Source organism: Caulobacter henricii (genome assembly GCF_001414055.1).
GTDB lineage: Bacteria > Pseudomonadota > Alphaproteobacteria > Caulobacterales > Caulobacteraceae > Caulobacter > Caulobacter henricii.
Genome location: NZ_CP013002.1, coordinates 2968735 through 2992912 on the forward strand (window position 1 = coordinate 2968735; position 24178 = coordinate 2992912).

24 protein-coding genes and 2 pseudogenes are annotated in these 24178 nt (G+C 66.7%); 18 read left to right on the forward strand and 8 right to left on the reverse strand.

The window, feature by feature from the left end:
• Window positions 1–9 precede the first annotated feature (9 nt).
• Together AQ619_RS13900 and AQ619_RS13905 are read right to left on the reverse strand one after the other, a co-directional pair.
• The gene (locus tag AQ619_RS13900) at window positions 10–921 is read right to left on the reverse strand and encodes a kinase (RefSeq protein ID WP_236849479.1); all 912 of its coding nucleotides are present in this window, start codon (window positions 919–921) and stop codon (window positions 10–12) included.
• A complete protein-coding gene (locus tag AQ619_RS13905; RefSeq protein WP_236849480.1) occupies window positions 903–2510 on the reverse strand; it encodes a sensor histidine kinase in 1608 nt (535 codons plus the stop codon). Before AQ619_RS13905 ends, AQ619_RS13900 begins: the two co-directional genes overlap by 19 nt.
• Window positions 2511–2734: 224 nt before the next feature.
• On the opposite strand from AQ619_RS13905, the gene pgsA reads away from it, so the two are divergent.
• Window positions 2735–3352, forward strand: coding sequence for a CDP-diacylglycerol--glycerol-3-phosphate 3-phosphatidyltransferase (pgsA, locus tag AQ619_RS13910; RefSeq protein WP_062148806.1), 618 nt, complete (start codon window positions 2735–2737; stop codon window positions 3350–3352).
• 4 nt (window positions 3353–3356) lie between these two features.
• Here the strand turns inward: pgsA and AQ619_RS19180 are convergent, their stop codons facing one another.
• Window positions 3357–3524: a hypothetical protein gene (locus AQ619_RS19180; protein ID WP_166504258.1), complete on the reverse strand. Its 168-nt coding sequence runs from the start codon at window positions 3522–3524 to the stop codon at window positions 3357–3359.
• 331 nt (window positions 3525–3855) lie between these two features.
• Here AQ619_RS19180 and AQ619_RS13915 point away from each other — a divergent pair, with 331 nt between their 5' ends.
• Window positions 3856–4062, forward strand: a complete 207-nt coding sequence (locus AQ619_RS13915) for a cold-shock protein (protein WP_062148808.1) — start codon at window positions 3856–3858, stop codon at window positions 4060–4062.
• Between the two features lie 254 nt (window positions 4063–4316).
• Here the strand turns inward: AQ619_RS13915 and AQ619_RS13920 are convergent, their stop codons facing one another.
• The 3 genes from AQ619_RS13920 to AQ619_RS13930 all read right to left on the reverse strand — a co-directional run bounded on the left by AQ619_RS13920 (window position 4317) and on the right by AQ619_RS13930 (window position 6877).
• On the reverse strand, window positions 4317–4535 hold the full coding sequence (locus AQ619_RS13920; RefSeq protein ID WP_062148810.1) for a helix-turn-helix transcriptional regulator: 219 nt from the start codon (window positions 4533–4535) through the stop codon (window positions 4317–4319).
• A complete protein-coding gene (locus AQ619_RS13925) occupies window positions 4532–4960 on the reverse strand; it encodes a hypothetical protein (protein WP_084746042.1) in 429 nt (142 codons plus the stop codon). Before AQ619_RS13925 ends, AQ619_RS13920 begins: the two co-directional genes overlap by 4 nt.
• A gap of 297 nt (window positions 4961–5257) precedes the next feature.
• The gene (locus AQ619_RS13930; RefSeq protein ID WP_062148814.1) at window positions 5258–6877 is read right to left on the reverse strand and encodes an NAD(P)/FAD-dependent oxidoreductase; all 1620 of its coding nucleotides are present in this window, start codon (window positions 6875–6877) and stop codon (window positions 5258–5260) included.
• A gap of 193 nt (window positions 6878–7070) precedes the next feature.
• Between AQ619_RS13930 and carB the strand changes: the two genes are divergently transcribed.
• On the forward strand, window positions 7071–10364 hold the full coding sequence (gene carB / locus AQ619_RS13935; protein WP_062151697.1) for a carbamoyl-phosphate synthase large subunit: 3294 nt from the start codon (window positions 7071–7073) through the stop codon (window positions 10362–10364).
• A gap of 225 nt (window positions 10365–10589) precedes the next feature.
• Here carB and AQ619_RS13940 read toward each other — a convergent pair whose 3' ends face one another.
• Entirely contained in the window at window positions 10590–10901 is a 312-nt protein-coding gene (locus tag AQ619_RS13940) for an energy transducer TonB (protein WP_062148816.1), read from the reverse strand.
• Between the two features lie 145 nt (window positions 10902–11046).
• Here AQ619_RS13940 and AQ619_RS13945 point away from each other — a divergent pair, with 145 nt between their 5' ends.
• From AQ619_RS13945 to pseG, 8 genes and pseudogenes are all read left to right on the forward strand, one after another.
• Window positions 11047–11490: an acylphosphatase gene (locus AQ619_RS13945; RefSeq protein WP_062148819.1), complete on the forward strand. Its 444-nt coding sequence runs from the start codon at window positions 11047–11049 to the stop codon at window positions 11488–11490.
• Window positions 11491–11574: 84 nt separating this feature from the next.
• The gene (locus AQ619_RS13950) at window positions 11575–12240 is read left to right on the forward strand and encodes a glutathione S-transferase family protein (protein ID WP_062148822.1); all 666 of its coding nucleotides are present in this window, start codon (window positions 11575–11577) and stop codon (window positions 12238–12240) included.
• 202 nt (window positions 12241–12442) lie between these two features.
• Complete coding sequence (locus AQ619_RS13955) at window positions 12443–12712, forward strand: hypothetical protein (RefSeq protein ID WP_236849481.1); 270 nt, start codon at window positions 12443–12445, stop codon at window positions 12710–12712.
• Window positions 12709–14397: a methyl-accepting chemotaxis protein gene (locus AQ619_RS13960; RefSeq protein ID WP_084746045.1), complete on the forward strand. Its 1689-nt coding sequence runs from the start codon at window positions 12709–12711 to the stop codon at window positions 14395–14397. The genes AQ619_RS13955 and AQ619_RS13960 overlap by 4 nt, the downstream gene beginning before the upstream one ends.
• A gap of 177 nt (window positions 14398–14574) precedes the next feature.
• The gene (gene greA, locus AQ619_RS13965; protein ID WP_062148828.1) at window positions 14575–15048 is read left to right on the forward strand and encodes a transcription elongation factor GreA; all 474 of its coding nucleotides are present in this window, start codon (window positions 14575–14577) and stop codon (window positions 15046–15048) included.
• Between the two features lie 108 nt (window positions 15049–15156).
• Window positions 15157–16305, forward strand: a pseudogene (locus AQ619_RS13970) (mitochondrial fission ELM1 family protein); the annotation flags it as partial.
• 190 nt (window positions 16306–16495) lie between these two features.
• Window positions 16496–17212: a cytidylyltransferase domain-containing protein gene (locus AQ619_RS13975; RefSeq protein WP_062148831.1), complete on the forward strand. Its 717-nt coding sequence runs from the start codon at window positions 16496–16498 to the stop codon at window positions 17210–17212.
• Window positions 17209–18198: a UDP-2,4-diacetamido-2,4,6-trideoxy-beta-L-altropyranose hydrolase gene (pseG, locus tag AQ619_RS13980; RefSeq protein ID WP_062148836.1), complete on the forward strand. Its 990-nt coding sequence runs from the start codon at window positions 17209–17211 to the stop codon at window positions 18196–18198. The genes AQ619_RS13975 and pseG overlap by 4 nt, the downstream gene beginning before the upstream one ends.
• A gap of 3 nt (window positions 18199–18201) precedes the next feature.
• Here pseG and AQ619_RS13985 read toward each other — a convergent pair whose 3' ends face one another.
• Complete coding sequence (locus AQ619_RS13985) at window positions 18202–18621, reverse strand: hypothetical protein (RefSeq protein ID WP_062148839.1); 420 nt, start codon at window positions 18619–18621, stop codon at window positions 18202–18204.
• 131 nt (window positions 18622–18752) lie between these two features.
• Here AQ619_RS13985 and AQ619_RS13990 point away from each other — a divergent pair, with 131 nt between their 5' ends.
• The 7 genes and pseudogenes from AQ619_RS13990 to AQ619_RS14015 all read left to right on the forward strand — a co-directional run.
• Window positions 18753–19142 carry a limonene-1,2-epoxide hydrolase family protein gene (locus tag AQ619_RS13990; RefSeq protein ID WP_062148841.1) on the forward strand — a complete coding sequence of 130 codons (390 nt, stop codon included), beginning with the start codon at window positions 18753–18755 and terminating at the stop codon, window positions 19140–19142.
• Window positions 19143–19287: 145 nt separating this feature from the next.
• Complete coding sequence (locus AQ619_RS13995) at window positions 19288–19935, forward strand: class I SAM-dependent methyltransferase (protein WP_062148844.1); 648 nt, start codon at window positions 19288–19290, stop codon at window positions 19933–19935.
• Entirely contained in the window at window positions 19932–21194 is a 1263-nt protein-coding gene (locus AQ619_RS14000; RefSeq protein WP_062148847.1) for an NAD(P)-binding protein, read from the forward strand. Before AQ619_RS13995 ends, AQ619_RS14000 begins: the two co-directional genes overlap by 4 nt.
• A 5-nt stretch (window positions 21195–21199) precedes the next feature.
• Window positions 21200–21895: a WbqC family protein gene (locus tag AQ619_RS14005; protein ID WP_378108991.1), complete on the forward strand. Its 696-nt coding sequence runs from the start codon at window positions 21200–21202 to the stop codon at window positions 21893–21895.
• A 50-nt stretch (window positions 21896–21945) separates the two neighbouring features.
• Window positions 21946–22800, forward strand: a complete 855-nt coding sequence (locus tag AQ619_RS14010; RefSeq protein WP_062148854.1) for an SDR family NAD(P)-dependent oxidoreductase — start codon at window positions 21946–21948, stop codon at window positions 22798–22800.
• Between the two features lie 262 nt (window positions 22801–23062).
• Complete coding sequence (locus AQ619_RS19185; protein WP_166504260.1) at window positions 23063–23188, forward strand: hypothetical protein; 126 nt, start codon at window positions 23063–23065, stop codon at window positions 23186–23188.
• Between the two features lie 47 nt (window positions 23189–23235).
• Window positions 23236–24135 (forward strand): annotated as a pseudogene (locus AQ619_RS14015) (beta-1,6-N-acetylglucosaminyltransferase); the annotation flags it as partial.
• Between the last annotated feature and the right edge of the window lie 43 nt (window positions 24136–24178).

The following is a 24178-nucleotide window of genomic DNA, read 5'->3' on the forward strand; positions in this document are numbered from 1 at the left end:
CTCGGAAAACTAGAGCCCGCGCATTTCGACCGGTTCTCGATCCGCGTCCAGGCGAATGGCGATGTCGGCGCGGGGCGGCAGATCGCGGGCGATCCACTCGGTCAGACGCTGGTAGTGGGCGACGAAGCGATCCAGCGCCTTTTCATCCATCGCAAGGGCAGTGTCGCGCCCCCGGGCGGCCAGGTCCTGGCGCAGGCGCTGCTCCTGCTGGCCCCGCCAGGCGCGCACGGTGGCAAAATCGGGGGCGGTCATCACCACCAGAAGATCGATGCGGTCAAACAGGACGCGATAGGGCCCCGCCAGGGCGGCATTGGCAAAGCCTCGCCAGACGCCCGCCGCGTCCTCGTCATGCTCGAGCGCATTGACCGGTTCGTCGAGGGCCGCCTCGGGCTGGGCCTGTCCCCCCACGCACCAGCCTTCCAGCAAGATCACCTGGGCCGGACCCTCGAAGGGCTCGAAGTCCGCGACCGGTGCCCGGTCATCGGCAGCCTTGTCGAAACGGGGCAGCAGCACGCGGCCGGGACGGGCAAGTGCCTCCAGCACCTCCAGACCCAGCGCGATGTCATGGGTCCCGGGTACCCCGCGCGTCCGCAGCAGGGGATGGACTGTCCGGCCCAGACCCAGACGCTCGACATGGGTCAGATAGAGGTCGTCCAGCGACAGATTGGCGGTCTTCAGGCCCCGGTGCCGCAACAGCCGGGTGACCAATGCCGTCAGGGTCGACTTGCCCGCCCCCTGCGGGGCACAGAGGCCGACCAGCAGCGGTACATCACGCCCGGCAGCGGCCTGGGCGATCCGCGCCGCAAGCGGGACGTGGAGCCGGGCGGCCAGACCGGCAAAGCGCGGCGGCAATCCTGCCTGCGCCATGAAGGCGGCGACCTCACTGGGATCGCTCATCGCGCTCAGAACCGGTTGGACCATCTCGGGGCGTCCTCGGGCGGCGGCGGTAGGGTCGCCTCGAACACGAGGCCCTCGGGCTGAAAGTCGAACGCCGCCGAGCCTTTCAGCTCTCTCCGGATCGAGATGTCGATCAGACGCGTGCCGAAGCCCGGCTTGCTCGGCGGCGTTACCGGCGGGCCGCCCGTTTCCGTCCAGCGCAGGGTGAGGGCCCGCGTCATCGGATCAATCTTCCAGTCGATGCCCACCTGAGCCGTCGGTACGGACAGCGCGCCATATTTCGCGCTGTTGGTGGCCAGTTCGTGGAACACCATCGACAGCGACACGGCGCAATTCGGATCCAGAGACACGGGCGGCCCCGTCAGCACGACACGGTCGCCATGGGCGCGGGTGCAGGCGCGCAGGAGCTCGTCCAGTTCGGCCTTGCTCCACCCACCCCGGGTCAGAAGATCGTGGGCCGCCGACAGGGCGATCAGCCGCTCGGTGAACAGCTCGACCGGCGCGCCCTCCATCTTGCCGAAGGTCTGACGGGCCAGGGCCTGAACCGTGGCCAGGGTGTTCTTCACCCGGTGGTTCAGTTCGTTGATCATGACCTTCTGGCGCTCTTCGCGGATCTGCAGTTCGCGCGAGGCTTCGCTCAGGGCCGCATGGATGGCTCCGATCTCTTCCAGGCTGAACGCCGAGGGGCCCCTGATCGGCTGCCCATGACCGATCGCGTGCGCCGCCTCCACGAGGCCCCCGACCTCACGATTGATGCGGCGCGAAAAGAACAGGGCCAGCCCCACCCCCAGGACCAGCAGCAGGATAAAGACGCCGGTGGTCAGGGCGACCGAACGGGTCACAGTCCTCGCCAGATCGGCACGCGGAATGGCGACGAGAAGCGTCCAGCCCGTCTGGGGTGAGCGGCTGTAGGCGACCACGGTCGGAACGCCCTCCAGGGACGTGCTGTGGCTGACGCCCTCAGGGGCGCGGGTGATCCGGTCGGCCATGTCCGGTGTCGCGCTGTGGCCAACCCACTTCTCATGCAGCCTGGAGCGGGCAATGATCTTGTTGTTGTTGTCAAGAACCGCAGCCACCCAGCCGTCAGGCACCCGCTCCTCCCGGAAGACCGAGAGGAAAGACGCGGCCTCGACGACATAGGCCACAACATAGGCCTTGCCCTTGACCGTGACCGGCGTCCCCGCCGTGATCGCATAGCGCCGGGAGACCACGCCCATCCGCAGGTCGGAGACCTGGCTGCGACCAGCCTGAAGGGCCCGGTCCAGCTCCGGAATCCGGGGCGAGCGCGGCAGGGCCACGCCATAGTCTATCCGGGTGTTGAGGATCTGCTGTCCAGTCAGGTCGGCCACAACGACCCAGCCCGCTCGCCGGTCCGTGACGCGGAGCGCCCGGGCGTGGAATCGCGCCCAGTCACCCGCCAGCAGCGCCTGATCCGTGGCCAGGGTCTCGACGACCGCAACGCCGACGGCGGCCTGACGGTCTATGGCCCCGGACAGGGCCCGCGCCGTGGTGAGCATCTGCTCGTTCAGTTGGGCGCGGCCCTGACGATCGACGCTGGAGAGCAGGAAACCCATGCTGAGCAGGGCCGGGATCAAAAGACTGACGGTAAGCAAGACAAGGCGTCCGCGAACCGAGTCCACGCCCGCCTTTACCCTCTCGCCATACCGGCCCAGCCGTCTCATGCGATTGCGGCGCCGCTACTGTCAGGAACTGATTGCGATCCTGGAACCACTATAGCCAATCTCGGCCGATCGGTGGCGCGAAAATCGTCTTCACCGGTCAAGTCCATCGAGCGAAGCCGTAGCCCTCTGACGGTTTCCCGCGTTAGAAACGCATCATGAAGAATCTGCCGAACATCCTGACCGCTTCGCGCCTCGTCCTGGCGCTGTTCATGTTCGTGGCCCTGGCCACCGCCGCCGGTGCCGTGCCCTGGCTGAGCGAGCGCCTGACCGGCGAGGACCAGTTCCGCCTGGAGCGCTGGGCCTTCTGGGCCTTCGTGGTTGCCGCCGTCACGGACTTCTTCGATGGCTGGCTGGCCCGCAAGTTCGACGCCGTGACTGTATGGGGCGCGATCCTCGATCCCATCGGCGACAAGATTCTGGTCTGCGGCGCTCTGCTGGGGCTGATGGCCCTGGGCCCCAACCCGATGATCGTCCTGCCGGCCGGTCTGATCCTGTTCCGCGAGTTCGCTGTCAGCGCCCTGCGCGAGGTCGGGGCCGGCAAGGGGATCAAGCTGCCCGTCACCGTGCTGGCAAAATGGAAGACCACCCTGCAACTGGTGGCCATCGGGGCCGAAATGGTCCTGGCGTCCTGGGCGGCCTTCGGCCTGCCTGACACCCCGGACGTCGTCGGCCCTGCCACTGTGGCCATCCATGGTCTGCTTTGGCTGGCGGCGGTCATCACCCTGATCACCGGTGCCCAATACTGGGAAGCGGCCCGCAAGGCGCTGACCTAGAACACTATTCCGCTGCGAGAAGATCAGGCCTATCCCCGACATCGGCGATGATGTCGGGATCTGTCGGCCCGTAGAGCAGCCAATCGCAATTGGCGATCGTCTCGCAGCGCAGCGCTCTGTCGACGCGCATCATCAAGACCAGGACATTGGGGCCTGCGGATTGAAGGACCATTCTCGACTCCACGGCTTGGGATCTAAGTTGAGAATGACTATCATTTGCGAGATTGGCAAGGCGGGTAAGGCTCACCAGAGCAGGACAGTTTCACCGGTTTGGTCACGGGCTTGCCGAGCACTCATCCGAGCGGCGAAAAGCACAATCCCAGATTCTCCTTGCTGGCGCGCACTTATGCCCCCATCATAGGATTATCGAATTCGCTGCGTTCGGCCTGCTATTCCATGCTTCCTTCGAGGAAGCGCCGGACGCGCCTACCGATCCCCAACGAAATTTGATCGCCGAACGGAACGCTTCCGGCGGCGACTACTATCCAAAGGACTAACACACCATGGCTACCGGCACCGTTAAGTGGTTCAACGGCACCAAGGGCTTCGGCTTCATCCAACCGGATGACGGCGGCTCGGACGTTTTTGTGCACATCTCGGCCGTTGAACGCGCCGGCCTTCGCACCCTCAATGAGGGCCAGAAGATCACCTACGAACTGGAACAAGACAAGCGCAGCGGCAAGATGTCCGCTGGCCAGCTGCAAGCTTAATCCAGTCAGAAAGGTGCCGGTACGCCGGCACCTCTCGAAAGCTTCCTATAGGCCGGCGCTTGCGCCGGCCTATTTGCGTTTGAGGGGCCTTTGTCCTCGCGGACGGCTCTCAAGTCCGGGGGCACTCAGTCAGTCTTGGTGGGGCCCGCATAGCCTGGCAAAGGCGACCCAGAGTGGGGCAGCCCCCTACTCCAGCATTCGGCCTTTCACGTCGCCTTGGCGGACAGCCGGCGTCCACGTTTCCACGCGACGCCTTAGCCCTGACTGGACCACTGAAACACCTCTTCAAGCGGCTTGCCGAAAACCTCGGCGATCCTGAAGGCCGCCTCGAGTGTCGGCGAGTACTTGCCGGCTTCAATGGCCGCGACGGTCTGACGGGTCAGCCCGATCCGCTTTCCGAGTTCGGCCTGAGACATTTCACCCGCCAGAAACCGCAGGGTGCGGATCTGGTTGACGATCACCCCGCCGCTCATGCCGCGCTCCGGCGATAGCTCCAGGCCGCTAGGCCGTTCTGGGTGATCTCGGCGAGCACGATCGCCAGCAGGCCGGCATTGACGAGCTCCCAGCCGCTCGTCGTGAACGGCATGACCATCCCGACGAGCATCATGCCGACCATCATCACATAGTAGGCCACCATGCTGGAGCGCCGCTGGATGTCGCGGTCGCGCTCGTCGGCTGGCGCACGGGCGTCTTCCGGTGCCCCGACCCGCAAGGCGATCCGGCCAAGAATGTGCAGCACGCCGTTGCCGCCCGCCGCCAGAGCCAGCAACCACAACTGCGGCAGGTTCGGCAGAACGCCGGGTGCCGGCGGCGATATCACCACATGGGCGAAATAAGGCCCGTAGGTCACTGCGATCAGCAGCAGCGTCATCCAGGCGAGCTTCTCTCTGTGCGGCATGGCCGAAACCCTTCATGTTCACAAATGCAAACTCAATGTTAAATAAAACGAACATTGAGTCAAGCCAAGCGAACGTAGTGGCCGGTCCCTGCCCCCCGCTGATTACCGCGGCACACCGGCATGGGGTTTGGAGCTTGGGGATGGGTGACCCCATGCTGACATCACGCCTCTCCCAGACCGGGGCGAGGCGCTGTTCAGGGCCAATTTGACAGTTCGGTGGCGGGCAGGGCCTGGCCCGCGCCGGAAACGCCGGTGGCGCCGCCGGGTGCCGGTGCCTCGACCGCCGCTCGATGACCTCTAGGCGAGATAGTCCGCCGCAACCGCCTCGGCCACCTTGATGCCGTCGACGGCCGCCGAGAGGATCCCACCGGCATAGCCCGCCCCTTCACCGGCGGGGAACAGTCCCGCCGTGTTGAGGCTCTGGAAGTCCTTGCCGCGTGTGATCCGGATCGGTGAGGAGGTGCGGGTCTCGACCCCGGTCAGCAGCACATCGGGGTGGTCATAGCCGGCGATCTGGCGACCAAAGACCGGCAGGGCTTCACGCATGGCCTCGACCGCAAAGGCCGGCAGGCAGGCCGACAGGTCGGTCATGGTGATGCCCGGCTTGTAGGACGGGGCCACCTCGCCCAGATCGGTCGAGGGGCGGCCGGCCAGGAAGTCGCCGACCTTCTGGGCCGGGGCGGCATAGGTCGAGCCGCCGGCCACATAGGCCAGGCTCTCCCATTTGCGCTGGAATTCGATGCCGGCCAGCGGGTGGCCCGGATAGTCGCGCTCGGGGTCGATGCCGACCACGAAGCCGGAATTGGCGTTCCGCTCGTTGCGCGAATACTGGCTCATGCCGTTTGTCACGACCCGGCCGGGCTCCGAGGTCGCCGCCACCACCGTACCGCCGGGGCACATGCAGAAGCTGTAGACCGTGCGGCCGTTGCTGCAGTGATGCGACAGGCTGTAGTCGGCAGCCCCCAGATCGGGATGGCCCGCATGACTTCCGAAGCGCGCCCGGTCCATCCACGACTGAGGATGCTCGATCCGCACCCCGACCGAAAACGGCTTGGCTTCGATATGGACGCCCTGGTCGTACAGCCTCTGGAAGGTGTCGCGGGCGCTGTGGCCGACGGCCAGCACCACGCGGTCAGCCTCCAGATAGTCGCCGGTCGACAACTTCAGGCCCTTCACCTTGCGGGCACCGTCAGGACCGACCGCGATGTCGAGTTCGTCGACCCGATGCTGCCAGCGATATTCGCCGCCCAGGGCCTCGATGGTCTCGCGCATCGATTCCACCATGGTCACCAGCCGGAAGGTGCCGATGTGGGGGTGGGCCTCGGTCAGGATCTCGGGTGGGGCGCCGGCCTTAACGAACTCCTCCAGCACCTTGCGGCCCAGATGGCGGGGATCCTTGATCTGGCTGTAGAGCTTGCCGTCCGAAAAGGTGCCAGCCCCGCCCTCGCCGAACTGGACATTGGATTCCGGATTCAGTTCGGACCGCCGCCAAAGGCCCCAGGTGTCCTTGGTCCGCTCGCGCACCACCTTGCCGCGGTCCAGAATGATCGGCTTGAAGCCCATCTGGGCCAGGATCAGCCCGGCAAACAGGCCGCAGGGGCCTGCACCGATGACCACGGGACGCAGGGCGTTCAGGGGCTCCGGCGCGCGGGCCTTGAGGCGATATTCGATGTCGGGGGTCGGGCGGACATGGGTGTCGCCGGCGAAGCGGGTCAGCACGTCGGCCTCGTCACGCACGGTCACATCGACGGAATAGACCATCAGGATCGCAGCCTTGCGGCGGGCGTCATGGGCCCGGCGCGCGACGGTCCAGGACAGCAGGTCATCGGCCTGCAAACCCAAACGCTGGAGGATCGCGGGTGCCATGGCCTCCGGCGGATGGCCGAGCGGCAGCTTCAGTTCGGAAATGCGCAACATGGCGAGGGTTTAGCGGGAAGACGGGCCGCACGCCAGAATCACGCCGCGACTCGGGTTCCTGAGGTAACCCTGCTCTCTGGATCAAGGGTTGCGCGCGTCCGAGTCCGTCTCTAAACGGGCGACTTAACCTGCAAGATGGTCGGCAGCGGGCGCGCGGATGTGCGCGACCGTGTCTCTGCGCGCGAGTTTTCCGATGCCCAAAAGAACAGACCTGTCCTCGATCCTGATCATTGGCGCCGGCCCCATCGTGATCGGCCAGGCTTGCGAGTTCGACTATTCGGGCGTCCAGGCCTGCAAGGCCCTGCGCGCCGAGGGCTACCGGATCATCCTGGTCAATTCCAACCCTGCCACGATCATGACCGATCCGGACGTGGCCGACGCGACCTATATCGAGCCGATCACCCCGGACATGGTCGCCAAGATCATCGAGAAGGAGCGCCCCGACGCCCTCCTGCCGACCATGGGCGGCCAGACAGCCCTGAACACTGCCCTGGCTCTCGAAGCCAACGGCACCCTGGCCAAGTTCGGCGTCGAGATGATCGGGGCCAAGGCCGAGGTCATCGACAAGGCCGAGGACCGCCAGAAGTTCCGCGACGCCATGGACAAGCTGGGTCTCGAGAGCCCCAAGTCCAAGGCCGCCCACAACATGGACGAAGCCCGCGAGGGCCTGGCCTTCGTCGGCCTGCCTGCCATCATCCGCCCCAGCTTCACCCTGGCCGGCACCGGCGGCGGCATCGCCTACAACCTCGAGGAATTCGAGGAGATCGTGCTGCGGGGTCTGGACCTGTCGCCGACTACCGAGGTGCTGATCGAAGAAAGCGTCCTGGGCTGGAAAGAGTACGAGATGGAGGTCGTGCGCGACACGGCCGACAACTGCATCATCGTCTGCTCGATCGAGAACATCGACCCAATGGGCGTCCATACCGGTGACAGCATCACCGTCGCCCCGGCCCTGACCCTGACGGACAAGGAATACCAGTGGATGCGCGCGGCGTCGATCGCCGTGCTGCGCGAGATCGGCGTCGAGACCGGCGGCTCCAACGTCCAGTTCGCGGTCAATCCGGCCGACGGCCGCATGGTCGTGATCGAGATGAACCCGCGCGTCTCGCGCTCGTCGGCCCTGGCGTCCAAGGCGACCGGCTTCCCGATCGCCAAGGTCGCCGCCCGCCTGGCCGTCGGCTACACGCTCGATGAGCTGAAGAACGACATCACGGGCGGCGCGACCCCGGCCTCGTTCGAGCCCTCGATCGACTATGTCGTCACCAAGATCCCGCGCTTTGCCTTCGAGAAGTATCCGGGCAGCGAGCCGCATCTGACCACCGCCATGAAGTCGGTCGGCGAAGTGATGGCCATCGGCCGCACCTTCAAGGAAAGCGTCCAGAAGGCCCTGCGCGGCCTGGAAACCGGCCTGTCGGGCTTCGACGAGGTGGACATCCACGGCGCTGATGATCCGGACAACGGCAAGGCCGCCGTGATCCGCGCCCTGGGCATGCCCACCCCCGATCGCCTGCGCGTCATCGCCCAGGCCTTCCGCCACGGCCTGACCGTGGAAGAGGTCAATGCCGCCTGTTCCTACGAGCCCTGGTTCCTGCGCCAGATCGCCGAGCTGATCCGCCAGGAAGGCTGGGTCCGGGCCGGCGGCCTGCCGACCGACGCCCAGGGCTTCCGCGCCCTCAAGGCCCAGGGTTTCTCCGACGCCCGCCTGGCCAAGCTGACCGGCTCTACAGAAACCGCCGTCCGCAAGGCCCGTCAGGCCCTGGACGTGCGGCCGGTGTTCAAGCGCATCGACAGCTGCGCCGGCGAGTTCGCCGCCACCACCCCCTACATGTATTCGACCTACGAGACCGGTGCCCTGGGCCAGGTCCCGGAGTGCGAAAGCGCGCCCAGCAACCGCAAAAAGGCGGTGATCCTCGGCGGCGGTCCCAACCGGATCGGCCAGGGCATCGAGTTCGACTATTGCTGCTGCCATGCAGCCTTTGCGCTCGACGCCATCGGCATCGAGTCGATCATGGTCAACTGCAACCCCGAGACCGTCTCGACCGACTACGACACCTCAGACCGCCTGTACTTCGAGCCCCTGACGGCCGAGGACGTGCTGGAGCTGCTGCATGTCGAGATGAGCAACGGGACCCTGGCCGGCGTCATCGTGCAGTTCGGCGGCCAGACCCCGCTGAAGCTGGCCCACGCCCTGGAAGAGGCCGGCGTGCCGATCCTGGGCACCAGCCCTGACGCCATCGACCTGGCCGAAGACCGCGAGCGCTTCCAGCAGCTGCTGAACGGCCTCGACATCGCCCAGCCCGAAAACGCCATTGCCCGCACCTGGGACGAGGCCCGGGCCGAAGGCGACAAGATCGGCTTCCCGTTCGTGATGCGCCCGTCCTACGTGCTGGGCGGCCGCGGCATGGAGATCATCCGCGATCACGAGCATCTGGAACGCTACATCACCAATACCGGCGAGATCTCGTTCGAGCATCCGATCCTGCTCGACCACTATCTGAGCCGCGCCACCGAGGTCGATGTCGACGCCCTGTGCGACGGCACCGACGTATTCGTGGCCGGCGTTCTGGAGCATATCGAGGAAGCCGGCGTCCACTCGGGCGACAGCGCCTGTTCGATGCCGCCCTTCTCGCTCAGCGCCGAGACGGTGGAAGAACTGAAGCGCCAGACCGTGAAGATGGCCCTGGCCCTCAATGTGCGCGGCCTGATGAACGTGCAGTTCGCCATCGAGGAGCCGCACAGCGAGAATCCGCGGATCTATGTGCTGGAAGTGAACCCGCGCGCGAGCCGTACGGTGCCGTTCGTGGCCAAGACCATCGGTCAGCCCGTGGCCGCCATCGCCGCCAAGATCATGGCCGGCGAGACCCTGAAAAGCTTCGGTCTGGTCGACAAGCCCTATGACCATATCGCGGTCAAGGAAGCCGTCTTCCCGTTCGCCCGCTTCGCCGGCGTCGACACGGTGCTGGGTCCGGAAATGCGCTCGACCGGCGAGGTAATGGGCCTCGACTGGAAGCGCGACGGCGAGGCCGACATGGCCCCCGCCTTCGCCCGCGCCTTTGCCAAGAGCCAGCTGGGCGGCGGCGTCACCCTGCCCCGCTCGGGCACGGCCTTCGTCTCGGTCAAGGAAAGCGACAAGCCCTGGATCGTCGAGCCCGTCCGCCTGCTGCAAGCCTCCGGCTTTACCGTCCTGTGCACCGAGGGTACCCGCAACTATCTGGCCACCCAGGGCATCGCGGTCGAGCACGTCAAGAAGGTGCTCGAAGGCCGCCCTCACATCGTCGACGTGATGAAGAACGGCGGCGTGCAGCTGGTGTTCAACACCACTGAAGGCAAGCAGGCCCTGGAAGACAGCTTCGAGATCCGCCGCACTGCCCTGATGATGAAGGTGCCCTATTACACCACCTCGGCCGGCGCTCTTGCCGCTGCCCAGGCCATCTCCTCGGCCCCCGCCGAAGCGCTGGAAGTGCGGCCGCTGCAAAGCTACAGCTGACGCCTGCAGGGACGAGCCGGCAGACAAACGCCGCGTCGGTGAAAACCGGCGCGGCGTTTTTCATGGCCCCACGTAGCCCTGGTCCAGAACGCACAAGGGCGGCCGACCCCGAAGGATCGACCGCCCTGCGACCTGCCTCGCGCCCGGTTGCCGCGGGGCAGGCCCTGGAGCGTCACGGTCAAACTCGGTTCGACCGCGCTCCCAGCTCTGCCGCCGAAGCGAAGCTTACGCGCCGCCCGGGAAGCGGAACGGGACTTTCACGGTACCGGTCTTGGCACCCATGGGCAGCTTTTCAGCGATGCACATGGCAGCCTTGTCGAAGCCCTTGCCGGCGGCGCTGTTGTCGACGACCTTGCACTCGGACAGCTTGCCGGCGTCGGCCGTGCATTCCAGCATGACCTGGGCGGCGTCGCGTGTGTTGGCATGCTGCTGCAGGCAGCGGCTCATCTGGTCTTCGAAGCCACCCGCAGCGGAAGCGGTTTGTGCGACAAGCAGGCTGCAAGCCATGCCGGCGACGATGGCGATCGGATACTTCATAAGGGGTTCCCTGTGGCGATTGGCCGTTGATGACCCTTATGACAGCGGCAAACTAAGGAACTGAAAAAGTTCAGAGTTAACCCTTTCTGACCTTGAACATTCTGGGCAGATTGAGGCCCGGGCCTTCAGGGGATATGGCTGGCCCATGCCTGTCACACCCTCTCGCTCCCCCTATACCGACGCCGAGATCGGCGACCTGGCCAAGCGGCTTCTGGATCACAGCCTGCCCAAGGCCGAGTGGACCCATGCGGCGCATCTGGCCGCCACCCTGCGGTTGGTGCGCACCCGCGACGCCGGGCTGGAGCGCGACCTGCCGGGGATTATCCAGACCTACAATGTGGCCGTGGGCGGGGTGAACGATGATGTCAGCGGGTATCACGAGACCATCACCCAGGCCTACCTGACCGCGATCCGCGTCTTTGTCGCCGGCCTGCCGGACGGGATCGGTGACGGCGAGGCCTGCGCCCGCCTGCTGGCCTCGCCCCTGGGCGACAGGGCCTGGCCCCTGACCTTCTGGTCGCGCGAGCGGCTGTTCAGTGTCGCGGCACGTCGGGGCTGGCTGGAGCCGGATCTTAGGCCCCTGACCTGACCTGACCTGACCTGACCTGATCTGGCTTGACTGACCCACGCGGCGCCGTGGCAGCGTCCCGGGCCTTTTGCGGAGACGCCTGCCATGGTCATCGTCCATCACCTGAACAATTCCCGCAGCCAGCGGATCCTCTGGCTGCTTGAGGAGCTGGGCGTGCCCTATGAGGTCAAGCGCTATGAGCGCGACGCCCAGACCATGCTGGCACCGGTCGAGCTGCGCGCCATCCACCCCCTGGGCAAGTCGCCGGTAATCACCGACAGCGGCAAGGTCATCGCCGAGACCGGGGCGATCATCGAGTACATCATCGAGACCTATGGCCAGGGCCGGCTGATCCCGGCCGCCGGCACGGCCGATCGGCTGCGCTACACCTACTGGCTGCACTATGCCGAAGGCTCGGCCACGACGCCGCTGCTGCTGAAGCTGGTCTTCACCGCCCTGCCGACCCGCGCGCCGGGCCTGCTGCGCGGTCTGGTCAAGGCCGTCGCCAACGGCGCCCAGACCGGTTTCATCGACCCGCAGCTGAAGACCCATGTCGACTACTGGGACGACGAGTTAGCCAAGTCCGCCTGGTTCGCGGGCAAGGACTTCACCGCCGCTGACATCATGATGAGCTTCCCGCTTGAGGCCGGAGCCGCCCGGGCCGGGGCAGCCTCGCGCCCGCACGTCAAGGCGTTCCTTGAGCGCATCCACGCCCGCCCCGCCTATCGCGAAGCCCTGAAGCGCGGCGGCCCTTACGACTACGCCCAATAGGCCGGCCAGCTGGCCTGGTTCAGATCGTCGCGACCGCCTTTGGTTAAGCTGCAGGTAACCCTGTAGGTGCATGAACTTGAGTCTCCCATCGGCCTTCGCTGGTGGGAGACCTCGAGCTTTAGCCATGCCGAATTCTCAGGGGCCTCCAGGCGGGCCTTCCTCCAGCCTCGGAAGCCTTGCCGCGATTGCCGGAGCAATCGCCGTGGGGCTGATTGCAGCGGTGTCGGTCAATGCCGCGCCGCGCGATCCCTCGCGGGTCGCGGCGGTCTTCCCGCCCTGGTGGGACGCGGGCCGAAGCCTGGGTGCCGGCGGCACTGCCGGCCAGATCGCCGCCGTCGGCGGCGCACCCTTCATTGTCATTCTGCGGGGCGACCCGGTCGACCTGGCGCGCCGCGCCCGGGCATCCGGAGCCCTGCTGATCCTCGATCCTGATCTCGCGGGCGTCTGCGCCCCCAAGGGAGCCTTGTCATGAGCATCGCTGTTACCAGCCTCGACAGCCAGCGCCAGTTTGGCGGCAAGGTCGTCGAAGGGGCCAGTTGGCTGATGGTGGTCATTGTTGTGGCCGCCCGGTTGCTGTTGCAGGGCCCGGTTCTGGGCCTGGCTCTCGCCGCCCTGGTCGCGGCCGCAGCCACCACCCTGGCGCACCGGACCGCCGGAACCAACTCGACCGGCCGGTCTCTGATGGGCGTCGCCCTGATGGCCCAGGTCTCCCTGCTCGTCGCGGCCCTGAATGGCCATGGCTGGCAGATCGACATGCATATGGCCTATTTCGCGGCCCTGGCCCTGCTGGTGGTCTTCTGCGACTGGCGCGTCATCGCCGCCGCCGCCGCCGCCGTCGCCGTGCACCACCTGGTCCTGAGCTTCATGCTGCCCCAGGCCGTCTTTCCCGGTTCGGCGAGCCTTGGCCGGGTCATCGTCCACGCCGCGATCCTGATCGTCGAGGCCGGAGCCCTGATCGCCACGACCTTCAGCATCAACGCCATGTTCGACAGCGCCAACAAGGCCCGCGCCGAGGCCGAGAAGGCTGTTGAGGACGCCCATGCCGCCCATAGCGCCGCTGAAAACGCCCGACGCTCCGAAGAATCCGTCCGGGCCGAGACGGCCCAGACCGAGGCGTTCAATGAGATGCAGCACACTGAAGCGGTCGAGGCGATCGCCAAGGGTCTGGAACACCTGGCCAAGGGCGATCTGACGGTCCGACTATCGACGCGCTTCTCGGAGGCTTACGAAGCGCTGCGGGCCGACTTCAATGCGGCTGCCGAACGGGTGCAGGCCGCCCTGATGGATATCTCGGTAACGACCCGCGCGGTCAGTGCTGGGGCTGACGAGATCGCCCACGCTTCCGACGACCTGTCCATGCGGACCGAGCAGCAGGCCGCCAGCCTGCAGCAGACCACCTCGGCGCTCGAGGACATCACGGCCACGGTGCGCAAGACCGCCGCCGGAGCCAAGGAGGCCTCTGACGTGGTGGCCAAGGCCCGAACCGACGCCCAGCGCTCGGGCGAAATCGTCGACCAGGCGGTTGCCGCCATGACCCAGATCGAAGGCTCTTCCACCCAGGTGGGTCAGATCATCGGGGTGATCGACGAGATCGCCTTCCAGACCAATCTTCTGGCCCTCAATGCCGGGGTCGAGGCCGCCCGCGCCGGCGAGGCGGGCCGCGGCTTTGCCGTGGTCGCCCAGGAAGTGCGGGCTCTCGCCCAGCGCTCGGCCGATGCCGCCCGGGAAATCAAGACCCTGATCTCGACCTCGACCCAGCAGGTCGGTGCCGGCGTGGCCCTGGTGGGCCAGACCGGCGAAGCCCTGCAGCGCATCGTCGGTCAGGTCGCCTCGATCGACACCCTGGTCAACCAGATCGCCGCCTCGGCCAATGCCCAGTCGGCAGGCCTGCAGGAGGTCAATACCGCCATGAACAAGATGGACCAGGTGGTGCAGCAGAACGCCGCCATGGTCGAGGAGGCCACCGCCGCCACCCATGCCCTGAAGGGCGAGGCCGGCCAGTTGGCCGCCCAGGTCTCTCGCTTCAAGGTGTCTGACGGGACGATGGCCGCCCATACTGAGGCTTCGCCACAGCCCCGCCAGCGTCCTGCCGTCATGGCGCGTCCAGGCCGCAGCTCGGCGGCGGCGGCCGTCAAGGAAGAGTGGCAGGAGTTCTAGGCCCAGGGGCCCCGGTCCAAACCGGGGCCCCTGGCCTGCACGGCCACCATGAGAGCAAAGGGGATCGCCTCGCCCCTTGCTTATCGTGAACGCGCCTCTTATCCTCTCAGCCCCCAGTCGTGCGCGCCCGCGACGGGACGAATACTCCTCCCAAGGCGAACCGAGCTAAAATCCGCAATGGAAAAAGTGCCGATGACCGCCGGGGGTTATCAAACCCTCGACGACGAACTGAAGCGTTTGAAGACGATCGAGCGTCCGGCAGTGATCGCCGCAATCTCCGAGGCGCGCCAGCATGGCGACCTCTCGGAGAATGCTGAGTATCACGCCGCCAAGGAGCGCCAGGGCTGGATCGAAGGCCGCATCGCCGAGATCGAGGACAAGATCGCCCGTGCACAGGTGATCGACGTGTCCAAGCTCTCGGGCAAGCAGGTGAAGTTCGGGGCGACGGTCAGCGTCGTCGACGAGGACACCGAGGAAGAGGCCCGGTACCAGATCGTCGGCGATCACGAAGCCGATGTGAAGTCGGGCCGAATCTCGCTGTCATCGCCGCTCTCGCGCGCCATGATCGGCAAGGAAGTGGGCGAGGTCGTCGAGGTCAATACGCCCGGCGGCGTCAAGGCCTATGAGATCCTGAAAGTGGAGTGGCTCTAGAGGCCTCTGGCTCTAGCGCCCAACCCGCGCCATAAAGCGAGACCATGAACAAGGCTGCTTCTCCCGGGGCGGCCTTGTTTGCATGACCGTACTCTTCCGGATGCCGTGTTGAAGACACCTTCGAAGCCACCTCTGATCATCTGGGCGATCTCCGACGGCCGCGCCGGCATCGAGGCCCAGGCTGTCGGCCTGGCCGAGGCCGTGGTGCGCGAGGCGCGCCTCCAGGGCATCGAAGCCCTGATCGAGGTCAAGCGCGTCGGCTGGACCGGCCGCGTCGGTCGCCTGCCCTGGTGGCTGAACTGGTTCCCGCGCCGATGGCTGACGCCGGACAGCGACATCGGAGGCCCTTTCCCGGATCTGTGGATCGCCGCCGGCCGCGCCACCCTGCCCCTGTCGATCCGCGCCAAGCGCTGGTCGGGCGGCAAGACCTATGTGGTGCAGATCCAGGACCCCCGGGTCCCGCCACACATGTTCGACCTGGTCATTCCGCCCAAGCATGATCGCCTCAGCGGCGACAACATCCTGTCGATCACCGGCTCGCCGCACCGGGTGACCACCGCGCGCCTGGCCAGCGAGTACGAGAAGTTCTCCGACCAGATCGACGACCTGCCCCGCCCGCGGGTCGCGGTGCTGCTGGGCGGCAAGTCCAAGGCCTTCGACCTGTCCAGCGAACGCGCCGCCCAGATCGCCCACCAGATCCAGATTCCGCTGGAGCAGGACGGCGGCTCGCTGCTGATGACCTTCTCGCGCCGCACGCCCGAGCCGGCCCGCGCCCTGCTGACCGCCAGGCTGCGGCATCTGCCCGGCCTGATCTGGGATGGCGAGGGCTCCAATCCCTATTTCGCCTTCCTGGCGGCCGCCGACTACATCCTCGTCACCGAGGACTCGACCAACATGGCCACCGAGGCCGCCTCGACCGGCAAGCCGGTGTTCATCCTGAAGATGGACGGCTCCAGCCTGAAGTTCCGCCTCTTCCACGAAGAACTGGAACGTCAGGGTGCCGCACGTCCCTATGGCGGGGCTTTCCACGGCTGGACCTATGAGCCCGTCGACGAGACCGGCCGCGCCGCACGCGAAGTACTGGCGCGGATGCGGGGTGAGGACGTCATCGAAGCGGAGCCGGTTGAGGCTGCTGAGGCAGTTGAAGCTTCGGCTGAGCCTGAGGCTGAGGTTGCGGTAGAGGCGGAGGTTGCGACTGCGGCCGCTCCCGAACCCGTCCCCACCCCCAAGCCGCCGCGGAAGCCTCGCGCGAGGCCGCAGGCTGCTGCTGACAAGGCACCCCCGAAACCGAAAGCGGCATCCACGGCAAAGAAGGCCGGGACCAAGACCGCAACGACAGTGAAGGCGGCCAGAAAACCGCGACCCAAGCCGGAATAGCCCGCCTGACCGCGCCCTCTTCCCAGGCAAGCGATTTGGGCGAGGAGGGATTCGGCCCTAAACAGGTCCCATGATCCTCGCTGTCCTCCAGGCCCGCATGAGCTCCACCCGCCTGCCGGGCAAGGTGCTGATGCCGATCCTGCGCCAGCCCATGATCGTGCGGCAGATCGAGCGGTTGGCCCGGTCCAGGCGCATCGACCGGCTGGTGGTGGCGACGAGTGACCAGCCCGACGATGATGTGCTGGTCGAGGCCGTGCGCAAGGAAGGCATAGCCGTACATCGCGGGCCGCTGGACAATGTGCTGGAACGCTTCATCGGCGCGCTGGACGCTCATCCCGCCGACCATGTGGTCCGCCTGACCGCCGACTGCCCGCTGGCCGACCCCGACCTGATCGACGCCACCATCGACCTTCATCTGGCGACCGGTGCGGACTATGCCAGCAACAGCCCCGAAGGCGCGGCCTTTCCCAAGGGCCTAGATGTCGAGGTGATCACCGCGCAGGGCCTGCGCCGCGCGGCCCGGCAGGCCGACAGCCAGGAAGCCCGCGAGCACGTGACCTGGGATGTCTGGAACCATCCCGACCAGTGGAAGATCGCCTGGCTCCCCGCCGAGCCGGGTCAGGACGCCATCCGCTGGACCGTCGACCGGCCCGACGACTACGCCTTCGTCGCTACGGTCTATGACCAGCTCTATCCGGCCAATCGCCACTTCACCTCCGATGACATCAAGGCCTTTGTCGCCAGTCGGCCGGACCTGATGATGTACGGCGGCGACCGGCGCGGATGAGCCGTCCCGCCATCCTGTTCGTCTGCAACGCCGGTCCCGATGTGGGCGGCGGCCATGTGATGCGGTCCCTGACCCTGGCCGAAGCCCTGACGTCGGCGGGGGCGGACTGCGCCTTTCTGGCCCGGCCGGCGGTCGAGGCCGTGCTCGAGGTCTTCGCGCCCGGCACACCCCGCAGCATGGCTTCCGAGCCGTTCGATGCCGTCGTCTTCGATCACTACGACCTGTCGGCCCCCGACCACCGCGCCCTGGCCCGGGGGCGTCCGACCCTGGTGATCGATGACCTGGCCAACCGTCCGCTGGAGGCCGATCTGGTGCTGGACGCCGGACCTGCCCGTCTGGCCCAGGACTATGCCGGCCTGACGCCCCCCGGAGCGATCCTGCTCCTTGGACCGAACCATGCGCCCGTGCGCCCGGCCTTTCCGGCCCTGCGCGAAGCGGCCCTGGCCCGCCGCGCGGCTGCAGGCTCCGTGAAGCGGATCCTGGTGTCCCTGGGCCTGACCGATGTGGGCGGCATTACCGGACGGGTCGTCGATCTGCTGTTGTCCCGCCCCGGCGAGGTTGCCCTGGATGTGGTGCTGGGGAGCGGTGCCCCCAGCCTGCCCCGCTTGCGGGCAGTGACCGATCCGCGCCTCAACCTGCACATTGATACCCAGGACATGCCCCGCCTGACCCTGGAGGCGGACCTCGCGGTCGGGGCCGGCGGCTCGACCAGCTGGGAGCGCTGCATCCTGGCCCTGCCCACCCTCACCCTGGTCCTGGCCGACAATCAGGTCGCCGCCGCCACGGCCCTGCAGGCGGCAGGGGCCAGCCCCTGCCTGACCGTGGGAACACCAGATTTCGACACTGCTTTCAAAGACGAGATCGACAGGTTGATGGCGGACCAAGGCCTGCGCGCCGCCCTGTCGACGGCCAGCGCCAAGGTCTGCGACGGCGGTGGCGCCGATCGCGTGGCCGCGGCCTTTCTGGCGCGGATTGCCGGCACCTAGGCTCTAGTCCTTGGCCGCCCGCCACAGCGGTCCGACGGCCAGCAACAGGACCAGAATGTTGAACCCGGCATTGGAGGCATTGCCGGAGGCCAGCGACCCGGCGCTGTCCACGACGAACCAGGCCAGAAGACTGGCCAGAACCGCCCGGCGCACGCCTTCCGGTGCGGCATCATGGACCCATTCCGACAGGCACCAGATCAGGACGCCCCAGCCGGTCAGAAAGCCCCCGGTCAGGGCCGACAGAAACACGGTGTCCGGCGAGGCATAGGTTGTTGCGCCATCGATCGGCCAGCTCAGGAGATCGAGTGTCAGCCGGGCAGGCTCCCGCGTGTTCGCCAGGGTGCCGAGAAAGAACACGGGCCCGAAGGACCCGACGATCAGGGCCGTGACCTTCAGCCAGGCCTTGTGGAACTTTTGGGACATCTGCACCTCCTCCTGATCCCTTGCCCGGGCAGGCTGAGCCCGGGGCTGCTGTGGCTCAATTACCTGCCAGGTTATTGCTGCGGTTCAGGTCCCCTGTGACCATCGCGCTACCCAAACCCTGGAGCGTCATCATGGTCAGCCCTGCCGAAAGTCCCCTCGAGATCGTCCGCCAGTTCATGAAGGCCATGGAGCCGCTGGACTATGACACGGCCCTGAGGCTCGTCGCCGACACCTGCGAATATGTGAATCCGCCGCCCCTGCCGGTGGTCCATGGTCCGGCCGGCGTTCGCAGTTTGCTAGAGCCGTTCTTCGCACCGACCCTGGAAAACGAGTTCCGGGTCCTGCGCGAGTCCGCCAGCGGGTCGCTGGTCTTTCTGGAGCGACTTGACCGCCATCGTCTCGCCGACAAATGGGTCGAGCTGCCGGTGACGGGCGTGTTCGAGGTCCATGACGGCAAGATCACCTACTGGCGCGACTATTTCGACGCGGCCACGATCATGTCGCAGTGGCCCACCGGCTAGGGACAGGCCCAAGCCCGCTCCCCTTAAGGGAAAAAACCCGGTCGACTGCGACAAACCGCGCTGGATCACCTAACGCTCGTTAACCAAACGTTGGGCGCTTGGGCTGGATTCTGCAGCGACATCGTCGCCGCCGGATTCTCCCGCCATGCCCGCCCTGCCCGATATTCGCGGCCTGAAATACCCGGACGAGTTCGTCGCCCGGCATTTCTTCAAGCGCGGCCTGCATCAGCGCAGCGGGCGGGTCGTGGAACTGGGCGGGGGAACGGGCAACAACCTCTCGCTCTATGCGGCCTATGGCTGGTCCCTGACCGATGTCGACTATTCGCAGTCGGCTCTGGACGACGCGGCCTTCAACCTCGACGGCCGGGTTGAAACGATCCGCGCCGACCTGTCGCAAGGCCTGCCCGACCTGGGCGATACGCCCATCGACGTGCTGCTGATCCCCAACCTGCTCTGCTATCTGACCGACGCACAGGCCCGGGCCGTCCTCACGGCGGCGCGCCGGACCCTCGCCCCCGGTGCCGAGGTTTTCGTGCGCACGCGGCTGGTCGATGACTATCGCTGCGGCCGGGGCGTGGAGGAAGAGCCGCAGGGCTGGCGGCTGGCGACGCCCGAGACCGGCGAGGCCGGACTGTTCAACCTGTTCTACACCGAAGAGGGTCTGGTCAGCCGGCTGGTTGACGAACTGGGCCTGATCGAGCCGACCGCCCTGAAGGTGTCGTTCGACAATCTGCAGAACGGCAAACGCGTCGCCCCCAACAGTGATCTGGTAGTGTGGGGAGCGGTGGCATGAGCGAGCGCATTCGCATTGTCGGCGGCGGGCTGACCGGCATTCTGGCGGCCTTCGAAGCCCATCGTCTGGGCTGGCGCGACATCACGATCCAGGAGCGCTTCGAGGCGCTCGGCGGCGTGGCCCGCCCCCGGGTCGTGCATGGCCAGGAGATGCGGGACGGCTGCATCTATTTCGGCGGCGCTGGCGACCCCATCGTCGAGACCCTGTCGGCCCACGGCGCAACCTTTGAAGCCTTCGACAACCGGTTTGGCTCTGTCAGCCTGGGTGCCGACGAGCGCCGGGTCTTTACCTGGGACTTCGGCGGCCCGGCAGTCGACTGTGCCGCGACCAGGATTTCTCGCCCGGCCGGCGACAGCCTGGCCGACCGCATCGCCGCCTATCCGCCGGCCATAGCCGCCCGGCTGGACGCCTTCTGTCGCTGGCACCTGGACACCGATCTCGACCTTGTCCAGGGCGAGGCGGCCATACCGCTGGCGATCAACCGGGTCTTCCCGGCCGCAGCCGACCTGACCGCCCTGGCGGCCCTGAAGGCGACCGATCCCTGGGCTGACGAGCTCTATGCCATTCCGCGGGGCCTGTCGGGCCGCACCGCAAACCTGAGCGCCACCCTGCCGGTCGGTGGCTTCTCTGCCCTGTTCGACACCTGCCACAGGGCCCTGGTGCAGTTGGGGGTCAAGGTCGAGCTCAATGCCCTGGTCTCGCCCCGTGCCCTGCTGGCCGCCCCCCAGGCCGACGAGACCGTGGTCTGGGCCGCCAACCCGACGCCGCTGTTCAAGCCCCTCGGCCTGGCCAGGCCCGATCTGCTCAAGAAGAGCTTTGCCACCTATGTCTTCGCCGTCGAGTTCGACGGCCCCTGCCCGGTCTATGTCCAGAACTTCACGGCCCAGGGCGCGGCCTTCCGCGTCTATCTCTATGAGAGCGGCGGCCAGACCCTGGCCGTAGCCGAATGCGTACGCGAGGCCGACCTGGCCAAGCTGCCCGGCGAGATGCGGACCCTGATGTCTGGCTTCGGTGGCCTCAAGGTCGGTGCCCTGCTGCACACGGACGTCAAGCCGCGCTGGATCTACCATACGCTGGACGCCATCTCGGGCCTCAAGGCCCTTCGCCGCGAGTTGGCCGGCCGCTTCGGTACCGCCTTCATCCCGGGGGCCTGGGAGCCCTATGCCAAGGCGGCCAAGCTGTCCGAGGTCAATGCCGCCCTGCTGGCCGCGCGCGAGGACGCCCCCGCACTGGCTCCGACGGCCGCGCTGGCCGGATGACTGCGATGACCACGGCGGCGATCATGCAGCCGACCTATCTGCCCTATCTGGGCTATTTCCAGCTGATGGCGGCCAGCGACGTCTTCGTCTTTCTCGACGACGTGCAGTTCGCCCGGCGCTCGTGGCAGTCGCGCAACCGCATCCTGACGGCCCAGGGCGAGCTGATGCTGACCATTCCGGTCCGGAAACATGACCGCGACACGCCGATCAGTGCGATCGAGATCGACGACAGCCAGGGCTGGCGCGAGAAGCATCTGGCCGCCCTGCGCCATGCCTATGGCAAGCGGCCGGCCTTTGCCGAAGGCTGGGCCTTTGTCTTCGAACAGCTGGCGCAGCATCGGGACGGGCGGCTGGCCGACCTGACCTGCGACATGGCCAGGGCAGCGGCGGCGAAGATCGGCCTGACGCCCCGTCTGGTCCGGGCCTCCGAGCTGGGGGCCGAAGGTGCCCGTTCGGAGCACCTTCTGGCCGTCTGCCGGGCCGTGGGCGCGACCCACTATGTCTCGCCCACCGGCTCTGTGGACTACATGGAAGAGGACGGCGTGTTTGCGGCGGCGGGCTTTCCGGCACGGTTCCAGGCGTTCCGGCCGGTGAGCTACCCCCAAGGACCGGGCGAGTTTGTGCCGTTCATGGGCTTTGTCGACGCCCTGATGAATGTGGGCTGGGCGGGGATGGCGGCCCTGGTATCGCCAAAGCCCTAGCGAACGCCGATCACTTGCCGCATCCTTCCTTGGCAGTTGGGAGGCCGAGCATGTCCAGATCCGTCGTCGTCACAGGGGTTTCCACCGGTATCGGCTGGGCGATCACCCAGGTTCTGGTGGCGGGCGGCTTCCACGTCTTTGGCAGTGTCCGCAAACAGGCCGACGCCGAGCGCCTGCAGGCCACCTTCGGGTCCAGCTTCACCCCACTGGTCTTTGATGTCACCGACGAGGCCGCCGTCAACGCCGCGGCGCGCAAGGTCGAGGCGGCCCTGAACGGCGCGACCCTGGCGGGACTAGTCAACAATGCTGGCATCGCCGTGGCCGGCCCCCTGCTGCACCTGCCTGTGGACGAGTTTCGCCAGCAGCTGGAGGTCAACCTGACCGGGGTGGTCATCGCGACCCAGGCCTTCGCCCCACTGCTGGGGGCCCAAAGTCCGGCACGCACCGATCCCGGCCGGATCGTCAACATTTCCTCGGTCGGGGGCAAGACCGCCAATCCGTTCATGGGGCCCTACTGCACGTCCAAGTTCGGGCTGGAGGGCCTGTCGGAGTCGCTGCGCCGGGAGCTGCTGCCCTTCGGCGTCGACGTGGTGATCGTGGCCCCGGGCGCTGTGGCCACGCCGATCTGGGACAAGGCCGACAGCGTCGATGTCGCCCGCTATGCCAATACCGTCTATGCCCCGGCCCTGGCCGGCATGAAGGCCTTCATGCTGACGATCGGCAAGTCCGGCCTGCCGCCCGAACGGATCGGCGAGGCCGTGCATCTGGCCCTGACGACGGCCAGCCCCAAGACGCGCTATGTGATCTCGCCCGATCCCGTGCAGGTCCTGCTGGGCCAGATCCTGCCCAAGCGCATGCTCGACCGGATCATCGGCAAGCGACTGGGCCTGCTGCCCAAGGCTTGAGGTCTCGGAAGCTTGGGCGATTTCGCACGTTAAGGCCGGCAAGCATGGTAGGGTGACGGAGAGGCGTAACCAAACGCCCCCTGGCGCGTTCCCCCCTGATCGCGGATCGCCGCCAACGGCTCCCCACAGAAGGGAGCGAGCCCCTGATAGCCGACAATCGACAAGACGCCCCCTGGCTGGCCGCGTAGCGCCGCGTCGGACCCCTCGCGGTCCGAGCGCCATCGCGCGCCTGTCGCCCCGCACCAGAAGAAGTGACCCGCCGATGAAAACCTATCCGGGCACCCGCCCCTCCGGGCCAAAGGGCCTGAACGATTCCCGCTCGACCGGCGGTCAGCCCACCCGGCCGCGCCCGATCGATCCCGATGCCCTCCGGGGCACCAAGACGTGAGCCGCCTGACGCCGGTTCCCGCACGCCAGACGACCGTATCCGGGGAGGGCAGCGTGATCGCCTATTTGGTGCTGGTTCACCGCTATCCCGAACAGTTCAAGCGTCTGTTCCGGGCGATCCATGACCCCGACAACCACTATCTGATCCATGTCGACAAGAACTCGGGTCCGGCCCTTGAAGCCGATATCCGCGAATTCCTGTCCGCCTATCCCAACGCGGCCGTGCTGGAGAGCAAGAAGGCCCTGTGGGGCGGCTACAGCCTGGTCGATGCCGAACTGCGCGGCATGGAAAAGCTTCTGGAGATGGGCAAGGACTGGAGCTTCTTCATCAACTTGTCGGGACAGGACTTCCCGCTGATGACCCAGAAGCGCATTCGCGCCTTCCTCGCGCAAAACCGGGGCCGCGAGTTCATCCGGGTGCTGGACCAGGCCCGGATGCGTCCAGACACCATGGGCCGGGTGCTGAAACATGTGGTCGAGCTGAAGGGCCGCATCGTCGACACCCTGGCCACGCGACTCTTTCTTGACGGGGCCACCCCCTATATCGGCACCCAGTGGAAGATTGTCAGCCGGACCTTCTGCGACTTCGTCTGCCACGACCCGTCGGTGGAGCGCTACAAGGCCTTCTACCGCAACACCTTCATCGCCGATGAGGGCTTCTTCCAGACCGTGATGATGAACACCTCCACCCATGGCGAGGTGATCAATGACGACAAGCGGATGATCGACTGGATCCCTGACGGCGACATCAAGCTGAGGCCCCGCACATTCGTGGCTTCGGACGCCATGCAACTGACCACCGGCCAGGACCTCTTTGCCCGCAAGTTCGATGCAACCGAGGATTCCGAGATCCTCGACCTCCTGGAGGCCCATCTGCGCACCCAGGACGTGGCGAACGTGGATGAGGCACCAAGCGCCCCCGCACCGCGACTGCTCGTGGGGGCCTAGGCAAGTCCACCATCGGCAATGGTGAGTCGCAAACGAAAGCTGT

Bases quoted from the DNA above. Each gene is read 5' to 3' on its own strand.
- carB (WP_062151697.1), top strand. From the start codon at position 7,071: ATGCCCAAAAGAACAGACCTGTCCTCGATCCTGATCATTGGCGCCGGC.
- greA (WP_062148828.1), top strand. From the start codon at position 14,575: ATGGAAAAAGTGCCGATGACCGCCGGGGGTTATCAAACCCTCGACGAC.
- AQ619_RS13915 (WP_062148808.1), top strand. From the start codon at position 3,856: ATGGCTACCGGCACCGTTAAGTGGTTCAACGGCACCAAGGGCTTCGGC.
- AQ619_RS13975 (WP_062148831.1), top strand. From the start codon at position 16,496: ATGATCCTCGCTGTCCTCCAGGCCCGCATGAGCTCCACCCGCCTGCCG.
- AQ619_RS19180 (WP_166504258.1), bottom strand. From the start codon at position 3,524: ATGGTCCTTCAATCCGCAGGCCCCAATGTCCTGGTCTTGATGATGCGC.
- AQ619_RS13900 (WP_236849479.1), bottom strand. From the start codon at position 921: ATGGTCCAACCGGTTCTGAGCGCGATGAGCGATCCCAGTGAGGTCGCC.
- pseG (WP_062148836.1), top strand. From the start codon at position 17,209: ATGAGCCGTCCCGCCATCCTGTTCGTCTGCAACGCCGGTCCCGATGTG.
- AQ619_RS13950 (WP_062148822.1), top strand. From the start codon at position 11,575: ATGGTCATCGTCCATCACCTGAACAATTCCCGCAGCCAGCGGATCCTC.
- AQ619_RS13960 (WP_084746045.1), top strand. From the start codon at position 12,709: ATGAGCATCGCTGTTACCAGCCTCGACAGCCAGCGCCAGTTTGGCGGC.
- AQ619_RS14005 (WP_378108991.1), top strand. From the start codon at position 21,200: ATGACCACGGCGGCGATCATGCAGCCGACCTATCTGCCCTATCTGGGC.
- AQ619_RS13930 (WP_062148814.1), bottom strand. From the start codon at position 6,877: ATGTTGCGCATTTCCGAACTGAAGCTGCCGCTCGGCCATCCGCCGGAG.
- AQ619_RS14000 (WP_062148847.1), top strand. From the start codon at position 19,932: ATGAGCGAGCGCATTCGCATTGTCGGCGGCGGGCTGACCGGCATTCTG.
- pgsA (WP_062148806.1), top strand. From the start codon at position 2,735: ATGAAGAATCTGCCGAACATCCTGACCGCTTCGCGCCTCGTCCTGGCG.
- AQ619_RS13990 (WP_062148841.1), top strand. From the start codon at position 18,753: ATGGTCAGCCCTGCCGAAAGTCCCCTCGAGATCGTCCGCCAGTTCATG.
- AQ619_RS13940 (WP_062148816.1), bottom strand. From the start codon at position 10,901: ATGAAGTATCCGATCGCCATCGTCGCCGGCATGGCTTGCAGCCTGCTT.
- AQ619_RS13945 (WP_062148819.1), top strand. From the start codon at position 11,047: ATGCCTGTCACACCCTCTCGCTCCCCCTATACCGACGCCGAGATCGGC.
- AQ619_RS13985 (WP_062148839.1), bottom strand. From the start codon at position 18,621: ATGTCCCAAAAGTTCCACAAGGCCTGGCTGAAGGTCACGGCCCTGATC.
- AQ619_RS13920 (WP_062148810.1), bottom strand. From the start codon at position 4,535: ATGAGCGGCGGGGTGATCGTCAACCAGATCCGCACCCTGCGGTTTCTG.
- AQ619_RS19185 (WP_166504260.1), top strand. From the start codon at position 23,063: ATGAAAACCTATCCGGGCACCCGCCCCTCCGGGCCAAAGGGCCTGAAC.
- AQ619_RS13995 (WP_062148844.1), top strand. From the start codon at position 19,288: ATGCCCGCCCTGCCCGATATTCGCGGCCTGAAATACCCGGACGAGTTC.
- AQ619_RS14010 (WP_062148854.1), top strand. From the start codon at position 21,946: ATGTCCAGATCCGTCGTCGTCACAGGGGTTTCCACCGGTATCGGCTGG.
- AQ619_RS13925 (WP_084746042.1), bottom strand. From the start codon at position 4,960: ATGCCGCACAGAGAGAAGCTCGCCTGGATGACGCTGCTGCTGATCGCA.